The 18960-nt window shown below is 57.3% G+C and carries 16 protein-coding genes; 13 read left to right on the top strand and 3 right to left on the bottom strand.

Features of this window, described 5'->3' with window-relative positions; genetic code table 11:
• Positions 1 to 10 precede the first annotated feature (10 nt).
• Together focA and ycaO are read right to left on the bottom strand one after the other, a co-directional pair.
• Positions 11 to 871 (bottom strand): formate transporter FocA, encoded by an 861-nt coding sequence (gene focA / locus ERD80_RS07380; protein WP_021508350.1) that lies wholly within the window; start codon positions 869 to 871, stop codon positions 11 to 13.
• Positions 872 to 1223: 352 nt separating this feature from the next.
• The gene (gene ycaO, locus ERD80_RS07385) at positions 1224 to 2987 is read right to left on the bottom strand and encodes a 30S ribosomal protein S12 methylthiotransferase accessory factor YcaO (RefSeq protein WP_136546388.1); all 1764 of its coding nucleotides are present in this window, start codon (positions 2985 to 2987) and stop codon (positions 1224 to 1226) included.
• Between the two features lie 311 nt (positions 2988 to 3298).
• Here ycaO and serC point away from each other — a divergent pair, with 311 nt between their 5' ends.
• The 12 genes from serC (at position 3299) to ERD80_RS07445 (ending at position 17292) form a co-directional block, all read left to right on the top strand.
• Entirely contained in the window at positions 3299 to 4384 is a 1086-nt protein-coding gene (serC, locus tag ERD80_RS07390; RefSeq protein ID WP_136546390.1) for a 3-phosphoserine/phosphohydroxythreonine transaminase, read from the top strand.
• A gap of 85 nt (positions 4385 to 4469) precedes the next feature.
• Entirely contained in the window at positions 4470 to 5756 is a 1287-nt protein-coding gene (gene aroA / locus ERD80_RS07395) for a 3-phosphoshikimate 1-carboxyvinyltransferase (protein WP_136546391.1), read from the top strand.
• Between the two features lie 198 nt (positions 5757 to 5954).
• Positions 5955 to 6635 carry a (d)CMP kinase gene (cmk, locus tag ERD80_RS07400; protein WP_021508346.1) on the top strand — a complete coding sequence of 227 codons (681 nt, stop codon included), beginning with the start codon at positions 5955 to 5957 and terminating at the stop codon, positions 6633 to 6635.
• A gap of 122 nt (positions 6636 to 6757) precedes the next feature.
• The gene (rpsA, locus tag ERD80_RS07405; protein ID WP_021508345.1) at positions 6758 to 8431 is read left to right on the top strand and encodes a 30S ribosomal protein S1; all 1674 of its coding nucleotides are present in this window, start codon (positions 6758 to 6760) and stop codon (positions 8429 to 8431) included.
• Positions 8432 to 8517: 86 nt separating this feature from the next.
• Positions 8518 to 8802, top strand: a complete 285-nt coding sequence (gene ihfB, locus ERD80_RS07410; protein ID WP_010618275.1) for an integration host factor subunit beta — start codon at positions 8518 to 8520, stop codon at positions 8800 to 8802.
• A gap of 232 nt (positions 8803 to 9034) precedes the next feature.
• Positions 9035 to 11263 carry a DNA internalization-related competence protein ComEC/Rec2 gene (locus tag ERD80_RS07415; RefSeq protein ID WP_248295840.1) on the top strand — a complete coding sequence of 743 codons (2229 nt, stop codon included), beginning with the start codon at positions 9035 to 9037 and terminating at the stop codon, positions 11261 to 11263.
• Positions 11264 to 11297: 34 nt separating this feature from the next.
• On the top strand, positions 11298 to 13046 hold the full coding sequence (gene msbA / locus ERD80_RS07420; RefSeq protein WP_021508343.1) for a lipid A ABC transporter ATP-binding protein/permease MsbA: 1749 nt from the start codon (positions 11298 to 11300) through the stop codon (positions 13044 to 13046).
• Positions 13043 to 14044 carry a tetraacyldisaccharide 4'-kinase gene (lpxK, locus tag ERD80_RS07425; protein WP_058780809.1) on the top strand — a complete coding sequence of 334 codons (1002 nt, stop codon included), beginning with the start codon at positions 13043 to 13045 and terminating at the stop codon, positions 14042 to 14044. Before msbA ends, lpxK begins: the two co-directional genes overlap by 4 nt.
• Positions 14045 to 14064: 20 nt before the next feature.
• Positions 14065 to 15282, top strand: a complete 1218-nt coding sequence (locus tag ERD80_RS07430) for a winged helix-turn-helix domain-containing protein (RefSeq protein ID WP_136546395.1) — start codon at positions 14065 to 14067, stop codon at positions 15280 to 15282.
• A 78-nt stretch (positions 15283 to 15360) separates the two neighbouring features.
• The gene (locus ERD80_RS07435) at positions 15361 to 15543 is read left to right on the top strand and encodes a Trm112 family protein (protein ID WP_010618270.1); all 183 of its coding nucleotides are present in this window, start codon (positions 15361 to 15363) and stop codon (positions 15541 to 15543) included.
• Positions 15540 to 16289 carry a 3-deoxy-manno-octulosonate cytidylyltransferase gene (kdsB, locus tag ERD80_RS07440; RefSeq protein ID WP_021508340.1) on the top strand — a complete coding sequence of 250 codons (750 nt, stop codon included), beginning with the start codon at positions 15540 to 15542 and terminating at the stop codon, positions 16287 to 16289. Before ERD80_RS07435 ends, kdsB begins: the two co-directional genes overlap by 4 nt.
• Positions 16290 to 16398: 109 nt before the next feature.
• On the top strand, positions 16399 to 17292 hold the full coding sequence (locus tag ERD80_RS07445; RefSeq protein WP_021508339.1) for a YcbJ family phosphotransferase: 894 nt from the start codon (positions 16399 to 16401) through the stop codon (positions 17290 to 17292).
• On the opposite strand, the gene elyC is transcribed toward ERD80_RS07445, so the two are convergent.
• Positions 17272 to 18057, bottom strand: coding sequence for an envelope biogenesis factor ElyC (elyC, locus tag ERD80_RS07450; RefSeq protein WP_021508338.1), 786 nt, complete (start codon positions 18055 to 18057; stop codon positions 17272 to 17274). The genes ERD80_RS07445 and elyC overlap by 21 nt on opposite strands.
• A 124-nt stretch (positions 18058 to 18181) precedes the next feature.
• On the opposite strand from elyC, the gene cmoM reads away from it, so the two are divergent.
• Positions 18182 to 18952, top strand: a complete 771-nt coding sequence (cmoM, locus tag ERD80_RS07455) for a tRNA uridine 5-oxyacetic acid(34) methyltransferase CmoM (RefSeq protein ID WP_021508337.1) — start codon at positions 18182 to 18184, stop codon at positions 18950 to 18952.
• The last annotated feature ends 8 nt before the right edge of the window (positions 18953 to 18960 follow it).

The raw sequence follows: 18960 nt of genomic DNA on the forward strand, positions 1-18960 counted from the left end.
ACTTAATGACTCAGTGCGCGGACTCACCGTCGCGCAGATAGATAACCCAATAGGTCAACCCGACTAACAGACCGCCGCCAATGATGTTGCCGATGGTTACGGGAATCAGGTTATTAACAATAAAATCGCCAATGCCCAGTGCAGGAAATTGCGCCGCGCTGGCACCGGTCATCTGCCAGAATTCCGGGCTGGCAAAATCGCGAATCATGATGGCCATCGGGATCAGGAACATATTGGCGATGCTGTGCTCAAAGCCGCTGGCTACGAACATCGCAACCGGTAAAATCATTGCCACCATTTTGTCGAGCAGGCTACGGCCGGAGTAGCTCATCCACACCGCCAGACACACCATCAGGTTAGCCAGTGTACCGAGGCTTACCGCTTCGATAAACGTATGATGCATTTTGTGGTCGGCGGTCTGTAAGACATTTAATCCCCAGGCACCATTTGCGACCATATGCTCACCAGCCAGCCAAATCAGCGCCACAAAAAACAGCGCGCCGCACAGGTTGCCAACATAGACATTGAGCCAGTGACGACCCAGTTGCAGCCAGGTAATGCGTCCGCTGGCTTTAGCCACCACAATCAGCACCGTTGAAGTAAACAAATCAGCGCCGCAGACGACAACCAGCATTAAACCCAGTGAGAAGCAGATGCCGCCGATCAATTTGGCCATGCCGTACGGCATAGTGCCGCTGCCGGTGGTGGCGGTGATATAAAACACAAAGGCAATGGAAATAAAGACGCCAGCGGTGATAGCCAGAAAGAAGGTGGTTAAGGGATGTTTAGTCGCTTTATAGACACCGGCATCTTCTGCGACTTTTGCCATCGCCGCCGGTAATAATGAATTAAAAGGGTTGTCAGCTTTCACACTAACGCTCTCCAGAAATTGTCTGTAAAGATACTAACAAAGGAGTATAGGTCAGGAGTTGATGTGGATCATATTTGCCGAAACGGCAGGGTTAAGCAAAGCCGCAAAACGAGCAAAAAATCAATTAAAGCCTTGAATATTATTAAATAAATAATTTTTAATTTATGCAAAATAAGTTGAAGTCGCGGCTGGCTTAAGGGCTATTTTGTTAAATGCTGTTTATCAATGATAGTGAATTGTTATTTATTATTTTCTGCGCCCGATGAATTTTCAGCGGCATAAAAAAGGGCACTGGATACTGCCAGTGCCCGTTAATTTTCAGGCTAATTGGTCGCAGAAAAAATGAGCCGATTTATTTCGCAGACCAGTAACGACGTTTTGCCGCCTGTAATTTTTCATACGCGGCCAGCAGTGCCTGATGCGCCGGGAATGCGTGCAGATCGCGGTCAACCACCTGCAGACCGTAGAACGGTGCCTCACCGCTGATGGCAGCCGAAGCGGCGTCGACGGCGGCTTCGCCATACATGCGCACAAAGGCGCGATGATACTGCAGCGGATCGCGATCTTCTTCCATCGCCAGTAGCAGCAGAGTCTGCAGGCAGCGGTAGTAATTGGCACGCTCAGGGCTGAAGATCGACTGGTTGAACTCCATGGTCCATTCCGTCCAGATCAGCGCCTGATCCAGATCGCCACCGGCCAGCGCCAGCATCGCTTTCAGCTCGCCAATACGCAGCGTGAACCAGCCGTTGTCTTTGCCGGTCGCCAGCCCCAGCAGTTCACGCACGCGGGTGAAGTCATCATGACCTTCTTCATCCAGCTGTTCGATCAGCGCCAGATACTCCTCGGGTTGCCACTGGGTTGCCGGCAGGGACAACAGCGTTTCACGCAGTGATGCACCCATGTTGTTATTAGCCAGCAGCAGGTCTTCGGCAGGGTAAATATCAGACATGCCTGGTACGATAATGCGGCAGGCGTAAACGCCGAGGTGTTCGTAGTCGGCGATATACACTTCTTTATCTTCCGCACGGAAGATCGCCATCAGCGTATCGAACTCTTCATGGGTGGTGCCGGCAAAGCTCCAGTCGACAAAGGGATAGTCGGCATCGTCTTTGAACATATCCCAGGAGATCAGACCGCTGGAATCAATGAAGTGGGTTTCAAGGTTAGCGTGTTCAGCCACTTCTTCATCATCGAAGGTGGGCGGGGTAAACACTTCGAGATCTTTCAGGCCGCGGCCCTGCAGCAGTTCGGTGACGGTACGTTCCAGCGCGACACCAAAGTCCGGATGGGCGCCAAAAGAGGCAAAACAGGTGCCGTTAGCCGGGTTGAACAGCACCACACAGATCACCGGATAGTTGCCGCCCAGCGAAGCGTCATAGGAGAAAATCGGGAAACCTTCCGCTTCTAGACGATTGATAGCCTCCACCACGCCAGGATAGCGCTGCATCACCGCTTCAGGAATTTCCGGCAGGCTGATTGATTCCGCGATAATGCGATTTTTAATATGGCGCTCAAACACTTCGGATAAGCCCTGTACGCGCGCTTCATTGGCGGTGTTGCCAGCGGACATGCCGTTAGACACATACAGGTTGCCGATGATGTTCATCGGAATGTACACGGTTTGCTGATCGGACTGGCGGGTAAATGGCAGGCCGCAAATACCGCGATCGGCATTACCAGACTGCAGATCCACCAGATCGGACGCGCTCAGGCTCTGTTCCGGATCGTAAAACTTACGCAGGCGCGCATCCAGAATGCCTTCCGGCAGGCTGTCGTCGTCGGTCAGCGGGAACCATTTCTCGTTCGGGTAGTGCACGAAGTCGCCGTTAGCGATGGTTTCGCCCAGCCAGAAATCGGCAAAGAAGTAGTTGGTTGAGAGGCGCTCAAAATATTCGCCTAGCGCTGAGGCCAGCGCCGCTTTTTTACTGGCGCCTTTACCGTTAGTAAAACAGAGCGGGCAGTCGCGGTCGCGAATGTGCACTGACCAGACGTGCGGCACCGGGTTCAGCCAGGAAGCTTCTTCAATGTTGAAACCCAGATCCTGCAGTTTCTGCTGGAAGCGTGCGATGGAGTCTTCCAGTGCGGCGTCTTTACCTGGAATAAACGTTTGCGTCATGGTGGCGCTCTCTCAAGTCGATGGTTGGGCGTAAAGCGCGCAATAATACGGGTTTTGCGCCTGCTTCGCTATTGCTCCGCCAAATTTCTCAACGCATTGTTACGGCTTTTTCGCGCTCTGGCAGCTGTCTGATTTTACTTCACCGGACTGCCTCACAAAATTCCGTGGCTTATTACATTTATGACATAAGCTGCGGTGGAGCGGGCTCTGGAAATGTGATCGCTGCCGGATAAATGATTGCAGCCATCCGGAGGCAATGATAAAACCGATGGGGTATTCATAACCGTTCGATATGACAATGGTGAGGGGAAATGGCGCAGGTTTATAATTTTAGCTCCGGACCGGCAATGCTGCCGGTGGAAGTGCTTCGTCGTGCAGAACAAGAACTGACAAACTGGCATGGCTTAGGCACCTCGGTGATGGAAATCAGTCACCGCAGCAAAGAGTTTATTGAAGTCGCGGAAGCGGCGGAGCAGGATTTTCGCGATCTGCTGAAAATCCCGGCCAACTACAAAGTATTATTCTGCCATGGCGGCGCGCGTGCGCAGTTCGCGGCAATCCCCGGTAATCTGCTGGGCGATGCCAGCCGCGCGGATTACATCGACGGCGGCTACTGGGCGCACAGCGCTATTAAAGAAGCAGAAAAATTCTGCTCGCCGAACGCCATTGACATCAAAACCACCCGTGAGGGTAAACGCGCACTGTTACCGATGAGTGAATGGCAGCTCAGCGATGATGCTGCTTATGTGCACTTCTGCCCAAATGAAACCATCGACGGTATTGCCATCGATGAAGAGCCAGACTTCGGTGATAAAGTAGTGGTGGCCGATCTCTCTTCGACCATCCTGTCCCGCCCGCTCGACATCAGCCGCTACGGCGTGATTTATGCCGGCGCGCAGAAGAACATCGGTCCCGCTGGCCTGACGCTGGTGGTAGTGCGTGATGACCTGCTGGGCAAAGCGCAGCGTTGGGTGCCCTCCATTCTCGACTACAAAGTGCTGGCCGAAAACGATTCGATGTTTAACACGCCGCCGACGTTTGCCTGGTATCTCTCCGGCCTGGTGTTCAAATGGCTGAAAGAGAAGGGCGGTGTAGCAGAGATGGACAAGGTTAATCAGGCGAAAGCCGATCTGCTGTACGGCGTGATTGATAGCAGCAGCTTCTACCGTAACGACGTCGCCAGTGAAAACCGTTCCCGGATGAACGTGCCTTTCCAGCTGGCCGATGCTGCGCTGGATAAGGTGTTCCTTGAAGAATCACTGAAGGCGGGCCTGCATGCGCTGAAGGGGCACCGTGTGGTTGGCGGTATGCGTGCCTCGATCTACAATGCGATGCCGCTGGAAGGCGTTAAAGCGCTGACCGAATTCATGGTCGACTTCGAACGTCGTCACGGTTAATTATCTACTTTAGTGCCAGCCTGCCCGGCTGGCATCAGACCCTGTCACTGGACAGGGTCTCGTATTTCTGGAGATTTGGTTTCACATGCAGGACTCCCTGACTTTACAGCCGATTGCCCGCGTTGACGGCACGGTAAACTTACCGGGCTCAAAAAGCGTATCAAACCGCGCCCTGTTACTGGCCGCGCTGGCGAACGGCACCACGCGCCTGACCAACCTGCTCGACAGCGATGATGTTAAACACATGCTTAATGCGCTGCAGGCGCTGGGCGTCAGCTATACCCTGTCAGCCGATCGCACCGTGTGTGAAGTGGTCGGCAATGGTGGACCGCTGCGTGCCGAACAGCCGCTGGAATTGTTCCTGGGCAATGCCGGAACCGCGATGCGTCCGCTGGCGGCAGCACTGTGCCTCGGCGAGCAGTCGGTGGTGCTGACCGGCGAACCGCGCATGAAAGAGCGTCCGATCGGCCATCTGGTCGATGCGTTACGGCAGGGCGGCGCGCGCATTGATTACCTCGAACAAACCGACTATCCGCCGCTGCGTCTGAACGGCGGATTTACCGGCGGCGAAGTCAGTGTCGATGGCAGCGTTTCCAGCCAGTTCCTGACGGCGCTGCTGATGACCGCGCCGCTGGCACAGAACGACACCACGATCACCATCAAAGGCGAGCTGGTTTCCAAACCCTACATTGATATCACCCTGCACCTGATGCGTTGCTTTGGCGTGGACGTTGATAATCAGCACTACCAGCGCTTTGTGGTGAAAGGTCAGCAGCAGTATCAGTCGCCGGGTGATTATCTGGTGGAAGGCGATGCGTCGTCAGCGTCCTATTTCCTTGCCGCTGCGGCAATTCGCGGCGGCACGGTGCGGGTTACCGGGATTGGCCGCAACAGTGTGCAGGGCGACATCCGTTTTGCCGACGTGCTGGAGAAGATGGGAGCGGTGATTGAGTGGGGCGACGATTATATTGCCTGCACGCGCGGTGCGCTGAACGCCATTGATATGGACATGAACCATATTCCGGATGCGGCAATGACAATCGCTACCACCGCGCTGTTTGCCGAAGGCACCACGCTGATGCGCAACATCTATAACTGGCGCGTAAAGGAGACCGATCGCCTGGCGGCCATGGCGACCGAGTTGCGTAAAGTCGGGGCGGAAGTGGAAGAGGGGCACGATTTTATTCGGGTCACACCGCCTGCGCAGCTACAGCACGCCGATATCGGCACGTACAACGATCATCGTATGGCGATGTGTTTCTCGCTGGTTGCGCTGTCTGACACGCCGGTAACCATTCTCGATCCCGGCTGCACGGCAAAAACCTTCCCGGATTACTTCCAGCAGCTGGCAAAAATCAGCCACACATCCTAATCCACCCGCCCGGCACCGCTGTGCCGGGCTTCTGAACCCTCTGCTGGCCTCACTGGCGGGAAATTGTTCTGAAACTGTCGAAATTTCTGGCGCTGTCTACGCTAAAGGGTAACCAAGCGGACGCGGGCAGCGTATAATGCCGCGCAATCCAGACAGCCAAGAAGGCTGATCATCAGCACGCAGCAACAGGAGAGAACAATGACGGCAATCGCCCCGGTAATTACCATTGATGGCCCAAGCGGCGCGGGTAAAGGGACTTTATGTAAAGCGATGGCGGAGTCGTTGCAGTGGCACCTGCTGGATTCAGGGGCTATTTATCGCGTACTGGCTCTGGCCGCGCTGCATCATCAGGTGGATATCGAGTCGGAAGAAGCGCTGGTGCCCATGGCGGCGCACCTTGACGTGCGTTTTCTGTCGGTAGACGGTGAAATGCAGGTAGTGCTGGAAGGTGAGGATGTCACCGGCGAAATCCGCACCCAGGAAGTGAGCAATACGGCGTCGCGCGTGGCGGCATTTCCGCGCGTGCGTGAAGCCTTGCTGCGCCGACAGCGTGCTTTCCGCGAGGAGCCGGGTTTAATCGCCGATGGACGTGATATGGGCACCGTGGTTTTCCCGGACGCGCCCGTTAAAATTTTCCTCGATGCCAGCTCCGAAGAGCGTGCGCATCGCCGTATGCTACAGTTGCAGGAAAAGGGCTTTAGTGTTAACTTTGATCGCCTTTTATCCGAGATAAAGGAACGCGACGACCGCGATCGTAATCGCGCCATCGCGCCTTTAGTGCCAGCCGCTGATGCTCTGGTGCTGGATTCAACCAGCATGACCATTGAACAAGTGATTGAAAAGGCACTAGATTATGCCCGCCAGAAGCTGGGCATTTAATCTTTTCGGCGACCGAATTGTAGTAACCCTGTGCCAGGGAAGCGGTGCAGGGCATGTGAAACAACCCCATCCGACAATGACGTCAGGTGGACGTTAAATTGAAGAATCCTAAGATTATCAATATGACTGAATCTTTTGCTCAACTCTTTGAAGAGTCCCTGAAAGAAATCGAAACCCGTCCGGGTTCCATCGTTCGTGGCGTCGTTGTTGCTATCGACAAAGACGTCGTGCTGGTTGATGCGGGTCTGAAATCTGAATCTGCTATCCCTGCAGAACAGTTCAAGAACGCAGCCGGCGAACTGGAAATCCAGGTGGGCGACGAAGTTGACGTTGCTCTGGATGCAGTAGAAGACGGCTTCGGTGAAACCCTGCTGTCCCGTGAGAAAGCTAAACGTCACGAAGCTTGGATCACGCTGGAAAAAGCTTACGAAGACGCTGAAACTGTTACCGGTGTTATCAACGGCAAAGTTAAAGGTGGCTTCACAGTTGAGCTGAACGGTATTCGTGCGTTCCTGCCAGGTTCACTGGTTGACGTTCGTCCGGTCCGCGACACTCTGCACCTGGAAGGCAAAGAGCTTGAATTCAAAGTAATCAAGCTTGATCAGAAGCGTAACAACGTTGTGGTTTCTCGCCGCGCGGTTATCGAATCTGAAAACAGCGCTGAGCGCGATCAGCTGCTGGAAAACCTGCAGGAAGGCATGGAAGTCAAAGGTATCGTTAAGAACCTCACTGACTACGGCGCATTCGTTGACCTGGGTGGCGTTGACGGTCTGCTGCACATCACCGATATGGCGTGGAAGCGCGTTAAGCATCCAAGCGAAATCGTCAACGTGGGCGACGAAATCACTGTTAAAGTGCTGAAGTTCGACCGCGAGCGTACTCGTGTATCTCTGGGCCTGAAACAGCTGGGCGAAGATCCATGGGTTGCTATCGCTAAGCGTTATCCGGAAGGTACCAAACTGACCGGTCGCGTGACCAACCTGACTGACTACGGCTGCTTCGTTGAAATCGAAGAAGGCGTTGAAGGCCTGGTACACGTGTCTGAAATGGACTGGACCAACAAAAACATCCACCCATCTAAAGTTGTCAACGTAGGTGATGTGGTTGAAGTTATGGTTCTGGACATCGACGAAGAGCGTCGTCGTATCTCCCTGGGTCTGAAGCAGTGCAAATCTAACCCATGGCAGCAGTTCGCAGAGACCCACAACAAAGGCGATCGCGTTGAAGGTAAAATCAAGTCAATCACTGACTTCGGTATCTTCATCGGCCTGGACGGTGGCATCGACGGTCTGGTTCACCTGTCTGACATCTCCTGGAACGCGACTGGCGAAGAAGCCGTTCGTGAGTACAAGAAAGGCGACGAAATCGCTGCCGTTGTACTGCAGGTTGACGCAGAGCGTGAGCGTATTTCTCTGGGCGTGAAGCAGCTGGCTGAAGATCCATTCAACAACTACATCACCCTGAACAAGAAAGGCGCAATCGTGACGGGTAAAGTCACTGCAGTTGACGCTAAAGGTGCTACAGTAGAATTAGCTGACGGCGTAGAAGGTTACCTGCGCGCTTCTGAAGCTTCTCTGGACCGCATCGAAGACGCCACTCAGGTTCTGAGCGTAGGTGACGACGTTGAAGCGAAATTCACCGGCGTTGACCGTAAGAACCGCGTTGTGAGCCTGTCTGTTCGTGCTAAAGACCAGGCTGACGAGAAAGAAGCTATCAACACTGTTAACACCAAACAGGAAGATGGCAACTTCTCTAACGCAATGGCTGAAGCGTTCAAAGCGGCTAAAGGCGAGTAATCGACCCGAAGCACCGGACGGTGAAAATCGTCCGGTTTCGGTAAAAGCTGTCATACCTTTCCAAACAGGGATTAACCGGAGGTTACATGACCAAGTCAGAACTGATTGAAAGACTTGCTGGCCAGCATACTCATATCCCGGCGAAAGTCGTTGAGGATGCGGTCAAAGAGATGCTCGAGCACATGGCCACTACGCTGGCCCAGGGCGAGCGCATTGAAATCCGGGGATTCGGCAGCTTTTCTTTGCACTACCGCGCACCGCGCACTGGTCGTAACCCGAAAACGGGTGACAAAGTGGAACTGGAAGGTAAATACGTTCCCCACTTCAAGCCAGGCAAAGAATTGCGTGACCGTGCAAATATCTACGGCTAAGCCGTTACCGAACGATAAAAACGACACCTGCAGGTGTCGTTTTTTTTTGCCTCGCATTCAGGTTTGCGATCCTGCTTCCATGTTGCTGTTCATTTCCTGCAACCACCATAAACTGCGCGTAATCCCTCTCTGAAATCGACATTTAGCCACATGCTTTTGCCTCTGCCAGCGCGCACAATCCGCGGCAATGACAGAAGAGGGCGTGCGCGTGACAATAATAGTGGTAGCCAGAATGATGCTCCTCGCGGCGCTGCCGCTGGGTATGCTGCCGCACATCCCTGCTTACAGCACCATTGTGCTGCTGTTAATAAGCGCACTGTTGCTGGAGTATACATCAGTAATGCTTTTGCGCTACGCCGGACTGGGCTTGCTGCTGTTGAGCTGGGCACTGATCGAGGCGCGTCAGACGGTCGATACCCTCGAGCAACTGACCATGGCACCGGTGGCGGCCACGCTTCAGATAACTGCAGTGAATCCCGCGAAGAACCAGCTCACGGCGCAGATAATCCGGACAGGTGACCGCTACGTCTTTCCACCGTTGTTTGTCACGCTGCGTAATGTCAGCGATGAGGTCGCCTGGTGTGCCGGACAGCGCTGGCAGATGCAGCTGCGGCTACGCGCGGTGCACGCCCGGCTCAACGAGGGCGAATTTGATCTGCAACGTTTTGCCATTGCTAACCACAGCGCGCTGCAGGGGCGTATTGTCAGCCAGCAGGCTGAGTCTCTGCGCTGCAGCTGGCGGACGCGTTTTATCGATCATCACCTGGCGCGTTTCACCGGGTTAACGCAGCCCGCAATAATACAGGCACTGGCCTTTGGCGTGCGTGATGCGATGACCCCGGCCCAGCGAGCCTTGCTGCGCGAAACCGGTACCGCACACCTGATGGCCATCTCCGGCATGCATATCGCGCTGGCGGCCAGCGTAGGCTGGCTACTGGCGCGCGTCATTCAGTTAGTGTTACCTGCCAGGCAAATCGGCTATCTGATGCCGCTGCTGATCAGCGGGTTAACAGCGGCAGCCTATTGCTGGATCTCCGGCAGTCATCCGCCGGCACAGCGCGCGATGCTGGCGTTAACACTGTGGCTGGCGACGCGTATAGCTGGCTGGCAGCTGAGCAACTGGCAGGTGTGGGCGCTCTGCGTGGGGAGTTTGTTATGGCTTGATCCGCTGACGGTGCTGTCAGAGAGCTTCTGGCTGTCGGCGCTGGCCGTGGCGATGCTGATACTGTGGTTTCAGTGGTTTCCTCTGCCGCCACGTTTCCGTCAGCCGCGTCGCTGGCTAATGCTGCGACTGCTGCACCTGCAATTGGGCATGATGATTCTGATGGCGCCGCTGCAGATCTTTCTGTTCCACGGGCTCAGCCTGAGCGCGCTAGTGGCCAACCTGCTGGCGGTGCCGGTAGTGTCGCTGATTACCGTGCCTTTGATTCTGCTGGCGATGCTGTTGCCGCTGCCTGCAATCACCGTTCCGCTATGGCAGCTGGCCGATCTGTCGGTCAGCCTGGTGATGCAGGGGCTGGCGTGGCTGCCCGCCGGCTGGTGGCGCTGGAGCGATACGCTGCCGGCGGTGCTGCTGCTCTGGGCCGGGCTGGCGCTGTGGCGCAGCGGCTTGCTCGCGAAGGCGCTGATGCCCTGCTGCGCGCTGTTGCTATCGCTGTGGTTCTGGCGCAGCAATGCCCAGCAGGATGACTGGCAGATTGACATGATCGATGTCGGACATGGTCTGGCGGTGGCGATCAGTCAGGGAAATCAGGTGATGCTGTATGACAGCGGACCCGGCTGGGCAGAGGACAATGCAGGCGGGCGAGTTTTGTTACCCTGGCTGCACTACACCGGGCGCCAACTGCAAGGGGTGATCCTGAGCCACAAGCATCTCGATCACCGTGGTGGATTAGCCGCGCTGCAACAGGCGCAGCCTGGTCTGCGGGTACGCAGCGCGCTCGGCGAGCCCGAGCATCTGCCGTGCTATCGCGGCCAGCAGTGGCAGTGGGGGCGTTTGCACTTTCACGCGCTATGGCCGCCGCGCGCGCAGACTGCCGGGCAAAATAACGACTCCTGCGTGGTGCGTGTGGATGATGGTCAGTTCAGCCTGTTACTGACCGGGGACATCGAGCTGGAGGCGGAGCGCAAGCTGGTCGCCCTGGAAAAGGGCGGCTTGCAGTCCACTGTTATCCAGGTGCCCCATCATGGCAGTCGGAGCTCCTCCGGCCCTTTACTGTTACGGAGTGTTGCCGGGCAGGCGGCGCTGGCTTCGCTGGCGCGCTATAACGCCTGGCGTATGCCCGCCGTCGCCGTGGTCCAGCGTTACCGTGAGCAGGGCTATCGCTGGTATGACACTGCGCAATCAGGCCAGATTCACATCGCGATACGGCAGGGTCGCTGGCAGATTAAGGGGTTAAGAGAGCAAATAATCCCCCGCTGGTATCATCAGTGGTTTGGCGTCAAACACGATTCCAGGTAGAATGAGCGGCTATTTCAAACAGCGTGAATAAATAATGCATCAAGACAAAGACCTCTCAACGTGGCAGACATTTCGCCGACTCTGGCCGATGATTGCACCGCACAAGGCTGGCCTGATTGTGTCCGCCGTGGCGCTGATACTCAATGCGGCAGGCGACACCCTAATGCTCTCCCTGTTGAAACCTTTACTGGATGATGGTTTCGGCAAAGCCGACAAATCCGTTCTGCTGTGGATGCCGCTGGCAGTCATCGGCCTGATGCTGATCCGCGGCGTAACCAGTTATATCTCCAGTTACTGCATCTCATGGGTCTCCGGCAATGTGGTGATGAATATGCGCCGTCGCCTGTTCGGGCACATGATGGGCATGCCGGTTGCATTCTTTGACCAGCAGTCTACCGGTACGCTGCTGTCGCGGATCACCTACGATTCTGAACAGGTGGCCTCTTCCTCCTCCAGCGCGCTGGTGACGGTGGTACGCGAAGGCGCATCGATCATTGGCCTGTTCATCATGATGTTCTACTACAGCTGGCAGCTGTCACTGATTCTGATCCTGCTGGCGCCGCTGGTCTCTTTTGCCATCCGCACCGTATCCAAGCGTTTCCGCAGCATCAGTAAGAATATGCAGAACACCATGGGGCAGGTGACCACCAGTGCTGAGCAGATGCTGAAAGGGCATAAAGAAGTACTGATTTTTGGCGGACAGGAAGTGGAAGCCGAGCGTTTCTCGCAGGTGAGCAACAAAATGCGCCAGCAGGGGATGAAACTGGTTTCGGCCTCTTCGATTTCCGATCCGGTGATCCAGCTGATCGCGTCGCTGGCGCTGGCTTTTGTGCTGTATGCGGCCAGCTTCCCGAGCGTGATGGATACCCTGACTGCCGGGACCATTACCGTGGTGTTCTCGTCGATGATCGCCCTGATGCGCCCGCTGAAATCGCTGACCAACGTCAACGCCCAGTTCCAGCGCGGCATGGCGGCCTGTCAGACGCTGTTCACTATTCTGGACAGCGAGCAGGAGATCGACAACGGCAAGCGCGAAATCACGCGTGCAAAAGGGGACGTTGAATTCCGCAACGTGACCTTTACCTATCCGGGCCGCGACATTCCGGCGCTGCGTGATATTAATCTCACGCTGCCCGCGGGTAAAACCGTGGCGCTGGTGGGCCGCTCCGGCTCGGGTAAATCCACCATGGCCAGCCTGCTGACGCGTTTTTACGATATCAACGAGGGCGAGATTCTGCTGGATGGCCACGACCTGCGGGAATACACCCTGCGCTCGCTGCGTAATCAGGTGGCGCTGGTCTCGCAGAATGTCCATCTGTTCAATGACACCATCGCCAATAACATCGCTTATGCACGCAACGGTGAATACACCCGCGAGCAAATCGAGCAGGCGGCGACCATGGCGCACGCCATGGACTTCATCAACAAGATGGATAACGGTCTCGATACGGTCATTGGTGAAAACGGCGTGCTGCTGTCTGGCGGCCAGCGTCAGCGTATCGCCATTGCCCGTGCGCTGCTGCGTGACTGCCCGATTTTGATTCTCGATGAAGCCACTTCGGCGCTGGATACCGAATCCGAACGCGCCATCCAGTCGGCGCTGGACGAGCTGCAGAAGAACCGCACGTCGCTGGTGATTGCGCACCGTCTTTCCACCATTGAAAAGGCCGACGAAATCGTGGTGGTCGAGGATGGGCGTATCGTAGAGCGCGGCACCCATGAGGTGCTGCTGGCGCAGAAAGGCGCTTACGCGCAGCTGCACAAACTGCAGTTCGGTCAATGATTGAACGTATCTGGAGCGGACGCTCGCCGCTGTGGCTGCTGTTGTGGCCGCTGAGTCTGCTGTATGGCGCTATCACCTGGCTGATTCGCCTGAGCTATCAGCGCGGCTGGCGTACCCGCTGGCGCGCGCCCTGTCCGGTCATTGTCGTTGGCAACCTGACCGCAGGCGGCAACGGTAAAACACCGCTGGTGATTTGGCTGGTGCAGGCGCTGCAACAGCAGGGGCTGCGTCCGGGTGTGGTGTCGCGCGGTTACGGCGGTAAAGCGGAATGCTATCCGCTGCTGGTCAATCAGGATAGCGCGACGGAACAGGCTGGTGATGAACCGGTGCTGATCGCCCAGCGCACCCAGGTGCCGGTCGCAGTGGCACCGCAGCGCCGGCTGGCAATCGAGGCCCTGCTGGCGGCGCATCCGCTGGATGTGATTGTGACGGATGATGGCCTGCAGCACTATGCGTTAGAGCGCGATCGCGAAATCGTGGTGGTGGATGGCGTGCGTCGCTTTGGCAACGGCTGGTGGTTACCGGCCGGACCGATGCGTGAACGCGAATCGCGGCTGGAGCAGGTTGATGCCGTGGTAGTCAACGGGGGCAGCGCGCAGGCTGGCGAGATCGCCATGACGCTGCAGCCGGGTCTGGCGGTCAATCTGCTGACCGGCGAACAGGCTGCGCTGACGCAGCTGCCGCCAATTGTCGCGATGGCCGGCATCGGTCATCCGCCGCGTTTCTTCACTACGCTGCAGCAGCAGGGCGTGCAGCCGGTGGCAGAGATAGCCTTTGCCGACCACCACGCTTACAGCGAAGAAGAGTTACGCAGCCTGACTCAGGATGCACAGTGCCTGCTGATGACGGAAAAAGATGCGGTCAAATGCCGCCATTTTGCCCGCGCTAACTGGTGGTATCTGCCGGTGGATGCGCATCTGGCGGGCGCGCCGCTGGCCGCATTGCTGGCCGATCTGACTCAACTCTGTACGGCTGCGCGCGACGCCCGGTCGCGCTAACCATTCAAAGGGACGACGCAATGACCAGCACGCATTCCCTCTCTCTGCAAACCGCCCGCAATCTGCACCTCTCTGCCCAGGGCCTGCTACGCCCGCCGCGCCGTCAGGCGCGTTTTGCCGATATTCACGCCTGTGTGCGGCAGATGTCGCTGCTGCAAATCGATACCATTAATGTAGTCGCGCGCAGTCCGTATCTGGTGCTGTTCAGCCGGCTGGGCGCTTTTCCTGCTGAGTGGCTTGAGCAAACGCTGGCGGCGGGCGCGCTGTTTGAATACTGGGCGCATGAAGCCTGTTTTATCCCTTTTGAAGATTATCCGCTGCTGCGTCACCGCATGCTGGCTCCGCAGCGCCTGGGCTGGAAATACAATCAGCAATGGGTGGATCAGCATCAGCAGGAAATCGCCGATCTGCTGCAACATATCGCCGCCACCGGTCCGGTTCGCGCCGCTGATTTTGCCAGTGACAAGCACACTAAACCCGGCTGGTGGGCGTGGAAGCCGCACAAGCGACATCTGGAGAACCTGTTTAGCGCCGGTGAACTGATGGTTGTCGGGCGCCGTAACTTCCAGCGTGTCTACGATCTGCGTAGCCGGGTGATGCCGCACTGGCGCGACGAGCAGCATGCGCTGAGCGAGAACGAGGCGGTGATGCAGATGCTGGATCACAGCGCGCGCAGCCTCGGCATTTTCCGCGCCAGCAGGCTGGCCGATTACTACCGGCTGAAACGCGCGCCCATTGCACTCTGGCTGGCGCAGGCCGCTGAGCAGGGAGTGATTCAGCGCGTTGAGGTTGAGCAACTGGGCGAGATGTGGCTGCACCATACGCTGCTGCCGCAGCTGGCACAGCCGCAGGGCGCCACACACAGCGCGCTGCTGTCACCGTTTGATCCAGTGGTATGGGATCGCCGCCGCGCGCTTGAGTTGTTTAATTTTGACTACCGCATCGAGTGCTACACGCCAGAGCACAAACGCAAATACGGCTATTTTGTCCTGCCGCTGCTGCACCGCGGCGCACTGAAAGGGCGCGTCGATGCCAAAATGGATCGCCAGGCGCAGCGCCTGATTCTGCGGGCCTTCTGGCTGGAGCCCGGCGTGCGCGTGAGCCAGCAGTTTCTCGCCGATGTGCATAAAGCCATTAACCGCTTCGCCGCCTGGCAGGGCGCCAGCGAAGTGGTGCTGGAAAACGCGCCTGATGCGCTGCGGGCCGCCTGGTCCACGCACTGGCACGTCAGCATATAAGCCGATGGCGGCGCGCCGTCCCTGATTGCGCTATGGTATGCTAATCCTCTGACGTATCGGTCCTGAAAGGAGAAAAGTATGGATCACCGTTTACTTGAGATTGTGGCCTGTCCGGTCTGCAACGGAAAACTGTATTACAACAAAGAGCAGCAGGAGTTGATCTGCAAACCCGACGGCCTGGCGTTCCCGGTGCGTGACGGTATTCCGGTATTGCTGGAAGTAGAAGCGCGCACCCTGTCCGTTGAAGAGATTCATCCATGAGTTTCGTGGCGATTATTCCGGCACGCTACGCCTCCACGCGCCTGCCGGGCAAACCGCTGCTGGATATTCACGGTAAACCGATGGTGGTGCACGTGATGGAGCGTGCACGCGAGTCCGGTGCTGAGCGGGTGATTGTGGCCACCGATCATCCTGACGTGGCGGCGGCGGTGACCGCTGCCGGCGGGGAAGTCTGCATTACGCGTGCCGACCACCAATCTGGTACCGAGCGTCTGGCCGAGGTGATTGAAAAGTATCAGTTTGCTGACGATACCATCATCGTGAACGTGCAGGGCGACGAGCCGATGATTCCGGCCGAGATTGTGCGTCAGGTCGCGGACAATCTGGCCCAGGCGGATGCCGGCATGGCCACGCTGGCGGTACCGATTCACGAGGCAGAAGAGGCGTTCAATCCCAACGCGGTAAAAGTGGTCACCGATGCCAGCGGTTATGCGCTCTATTTTTCACGTGCGACCATTCCGTGGGATCGCGAACGTTACGCGCAGTCGCGTGAGCAGATTGGCGATACGCTGCTGCGCCACATCGGTATCTACGCCTATCGCGCCGGTTTCATCCGTCGCTATGTGGCATGGCAACCCTGTGCGCTGGAGCAGATCGAGTTGCTGGAGCAGCTGCGCGTGCTGTGGTACGGCGAAAAGATTCACGTGGCGGTAGCGGCCACCGTGCCGAGCGTCGGTGTGGATACGCCGGACGATCTGCTGCGCGTGCGTGAAGCGATGCAGGCATAATCGTCAGCGGCCAGCGACCCGGCTGGCCGCAAAGTTTGATCTGGCGCTAAGTTTCGCGCCGTCATGACCTCCAGGATGGTGCAATGAGTTAACTCCGGAGGACTCTTCCATGGAACAACTCCGTGCAGAACTGGCGCTGGTGCTGGGCGAAGGCGTCAGCCGGCTGGAAACCATCAGCGAACAGGCACAATCGCGTCTTTACGCCCTCTATGATGACCACGGCAAGCCGATGCCGCTGGTGGCCAAATATTTTCGTCATCAGGGACGCGCCGCGCTCGAAGCGAAAAAACTCACCATGCTGGCGCATGAAGGGCTGATTACGCTGCCCACGGTGTACGGCCTGGTTTTGAGTCAGCAACCACCGGCGCATGAAATGCTGCTGCTGGCGCGCTTAAATGGCGTATCGGCCGAAGCGCCGGCGCGCACGGCAGCGCGCTGGGAGCAGCTGTGTGAACAGATTGTCGAAGGGCTGCTGGCGTGGCATCGCATTGACAGCCATGGCCTGGTCGGCAGCGTTGACAGCGTGCAGGAAAATCGCTGGCCGGCATGGTATCGCCAGCGGGTGGAAGTGCTGTGGTCCACGCTGGGCTATCTGTCGCCCCCCGGATTTACCCACGCCGATCGTCAGATTCTGTTTCGCAGCCGCGAACAGCTGGCGCAGTTGTTTGCCGGCTTTGACGACCCGTGCGTGCTAATGCACGGCAATCTGCGTCTCGCCAGTATGCTGAAAGACCCGCACAGCGATCAGCTGGTGGCGATGACCCAGCCGGGCACCATTTTGTGGGCACCGCGTGAGTATGAGCTGATGCGCCTGGCGGAAAACGGTGCTGAAGCATCGCTGCTGCAGCACTATTTACAGCGTGCGCCGGTGGATGACGGTTTCGTCTGGCGCCGCTGGCTCTATCAGCTGTGGGATTGCGTTGACACGCTGGTCAGCAGCGGCCAGTTTGACCGGCCGCGCTTTGACCATGCCCGCGCTCAGCTACTCCCCTGGCTCGGCTGAAGGTTCGCCACTGCCGCGCAGCCGCTGCCAGATCAGCCCCAGCGTTTCGTACACCGCGCGCTGGCTATGGCTGAGCCACAGCGGCGAGGGCAGCGTGCGATCCCAGACGCTGATCGGTGAGGTGATCGCCAGCTGGTTAGCCGGTGCCGGTAGCGGATTCAGGCCGGCGCTCTGGAAAAAGTGCATGGCGCGTGGCAGATGGTTGGCAGACGTCACCAGCAGAAACGGATGCTGCCCGATGGTCTGCTTCACCGCCAGCGCTTCTTCGCCGGTGTCATGCGGCTGATCCAGCACGATGATGGCATCGTCGGGCACGCCAAGGCTGCGCGCCACGTCGGCGGCAACGCTGGCGTTACTGCGCGGATTGTAGCCCGCAGCGGCACCGGTGAAGATCATTTTGGCCTGAGGATAGCGTCGCCACTGGCGAACGCCTTCGGTCACGCGCGGCAGGCTGTTGTTCAGCAGGTTGGAGCTTGGTGCCCACTGCCGGTTATAGGTGTAACCCCCGCCCAGCACCACGATATAGTCCACCGGCTCGCTGCCATTCCACGTGGCATACTGGTTTTCCAGCGGGGCCAGCAGCCGATCGGCCACCGGTTGCAGACTCAGCAGTAACAGCATCAGCCAGCTCAATGAGATAAGGATTTTGCCGCTTTTTTGCCAGCGGCTGAACCAGAGCAGTAAAAGTCCTGCCGCCATAAGCGTTAACAGCAATGGCAAAGGCAGTAGCATCGCGCCAATCCATTTTTTTAAGGCAAAAAACATCGAAAACGTCTCCTTTTGTCCGAAAAAACAGCAGCCAGACAGTTACTGCGGCATGAAAGGTTCATTCTTGTCGAGCCTGTGACAAAATAGCACAAGTTGAATGCATCAAAGCGGAGCCATCACCATGCAGGATCGTAACTTTGACGATCTGGCGGATAAATTCTCGCAAAATATTTATGGCACCCGTAAAGGCCAGGTGCGTCAGGCGATCATCTGGGATGAGTTGAACGCCATTCTGCCGACGCTGCCCGCCGGCCCGCTGAGGGTGCTGGATGCCGGTGGTGGCGTCGGTCAGATCTCCAGCGGTCTTGCTGCGCAGGGACATCAGGTACTGCTGTGCGACCTGTCGGGCGAGATGCTTAAGCTGGCCGCCGCCCATGCGCACAGCGCAGGTGTGAGCCACAACATGCAATTCAAACAAATTAGCGCGCAGCAGGTTGGCGAACATTTGGATAAGCCGGTGGATCTGGTATTGTTTCACGCTGTGCTTGAGTGGGTGGCGGATCCGCTGGCGGTGCTGCAGGCGCTGTGGCATACGCTGAAACCCGGTGGTGTGCTGTCGCTGATGTTTTATAACGCGCACGGCCTGACGTTCCGCACCCTGACGCTCGGCAATTTCGGCTATCTGCGCGCCAACATGAACAAGCGCAAAAAACGCACGCTGTCGCCGGATTTCCCCCGCGATCCTGACGATGTACAGCGCTGGCTGACGCAGTGCGGATTTATCACCGAGCAGCGTGCCGGTATCCGCGTGTTCAGTGACTACATGAAGCCGCAGCCCGGCGCCGGGAAGAGCGTTGAGGAAATTATTGAGATGGAACGGCGCTACTGTCGTCAGGAGCCCTTTTTGAGCTTAGGGCGCTATATCCACGTGACTGCGCGCAAACCCAGGTAGAAGGATCA

Source organism: Pantoea sp. R102 (assembly GCF_004916815.1).
Classification (GTDB): Bacteria; Pseudomonadota; Gammaproteobacteria; order Enterobacterales; family Enterobacteriaceae; genus Pantoea; species Pantoea dispersa.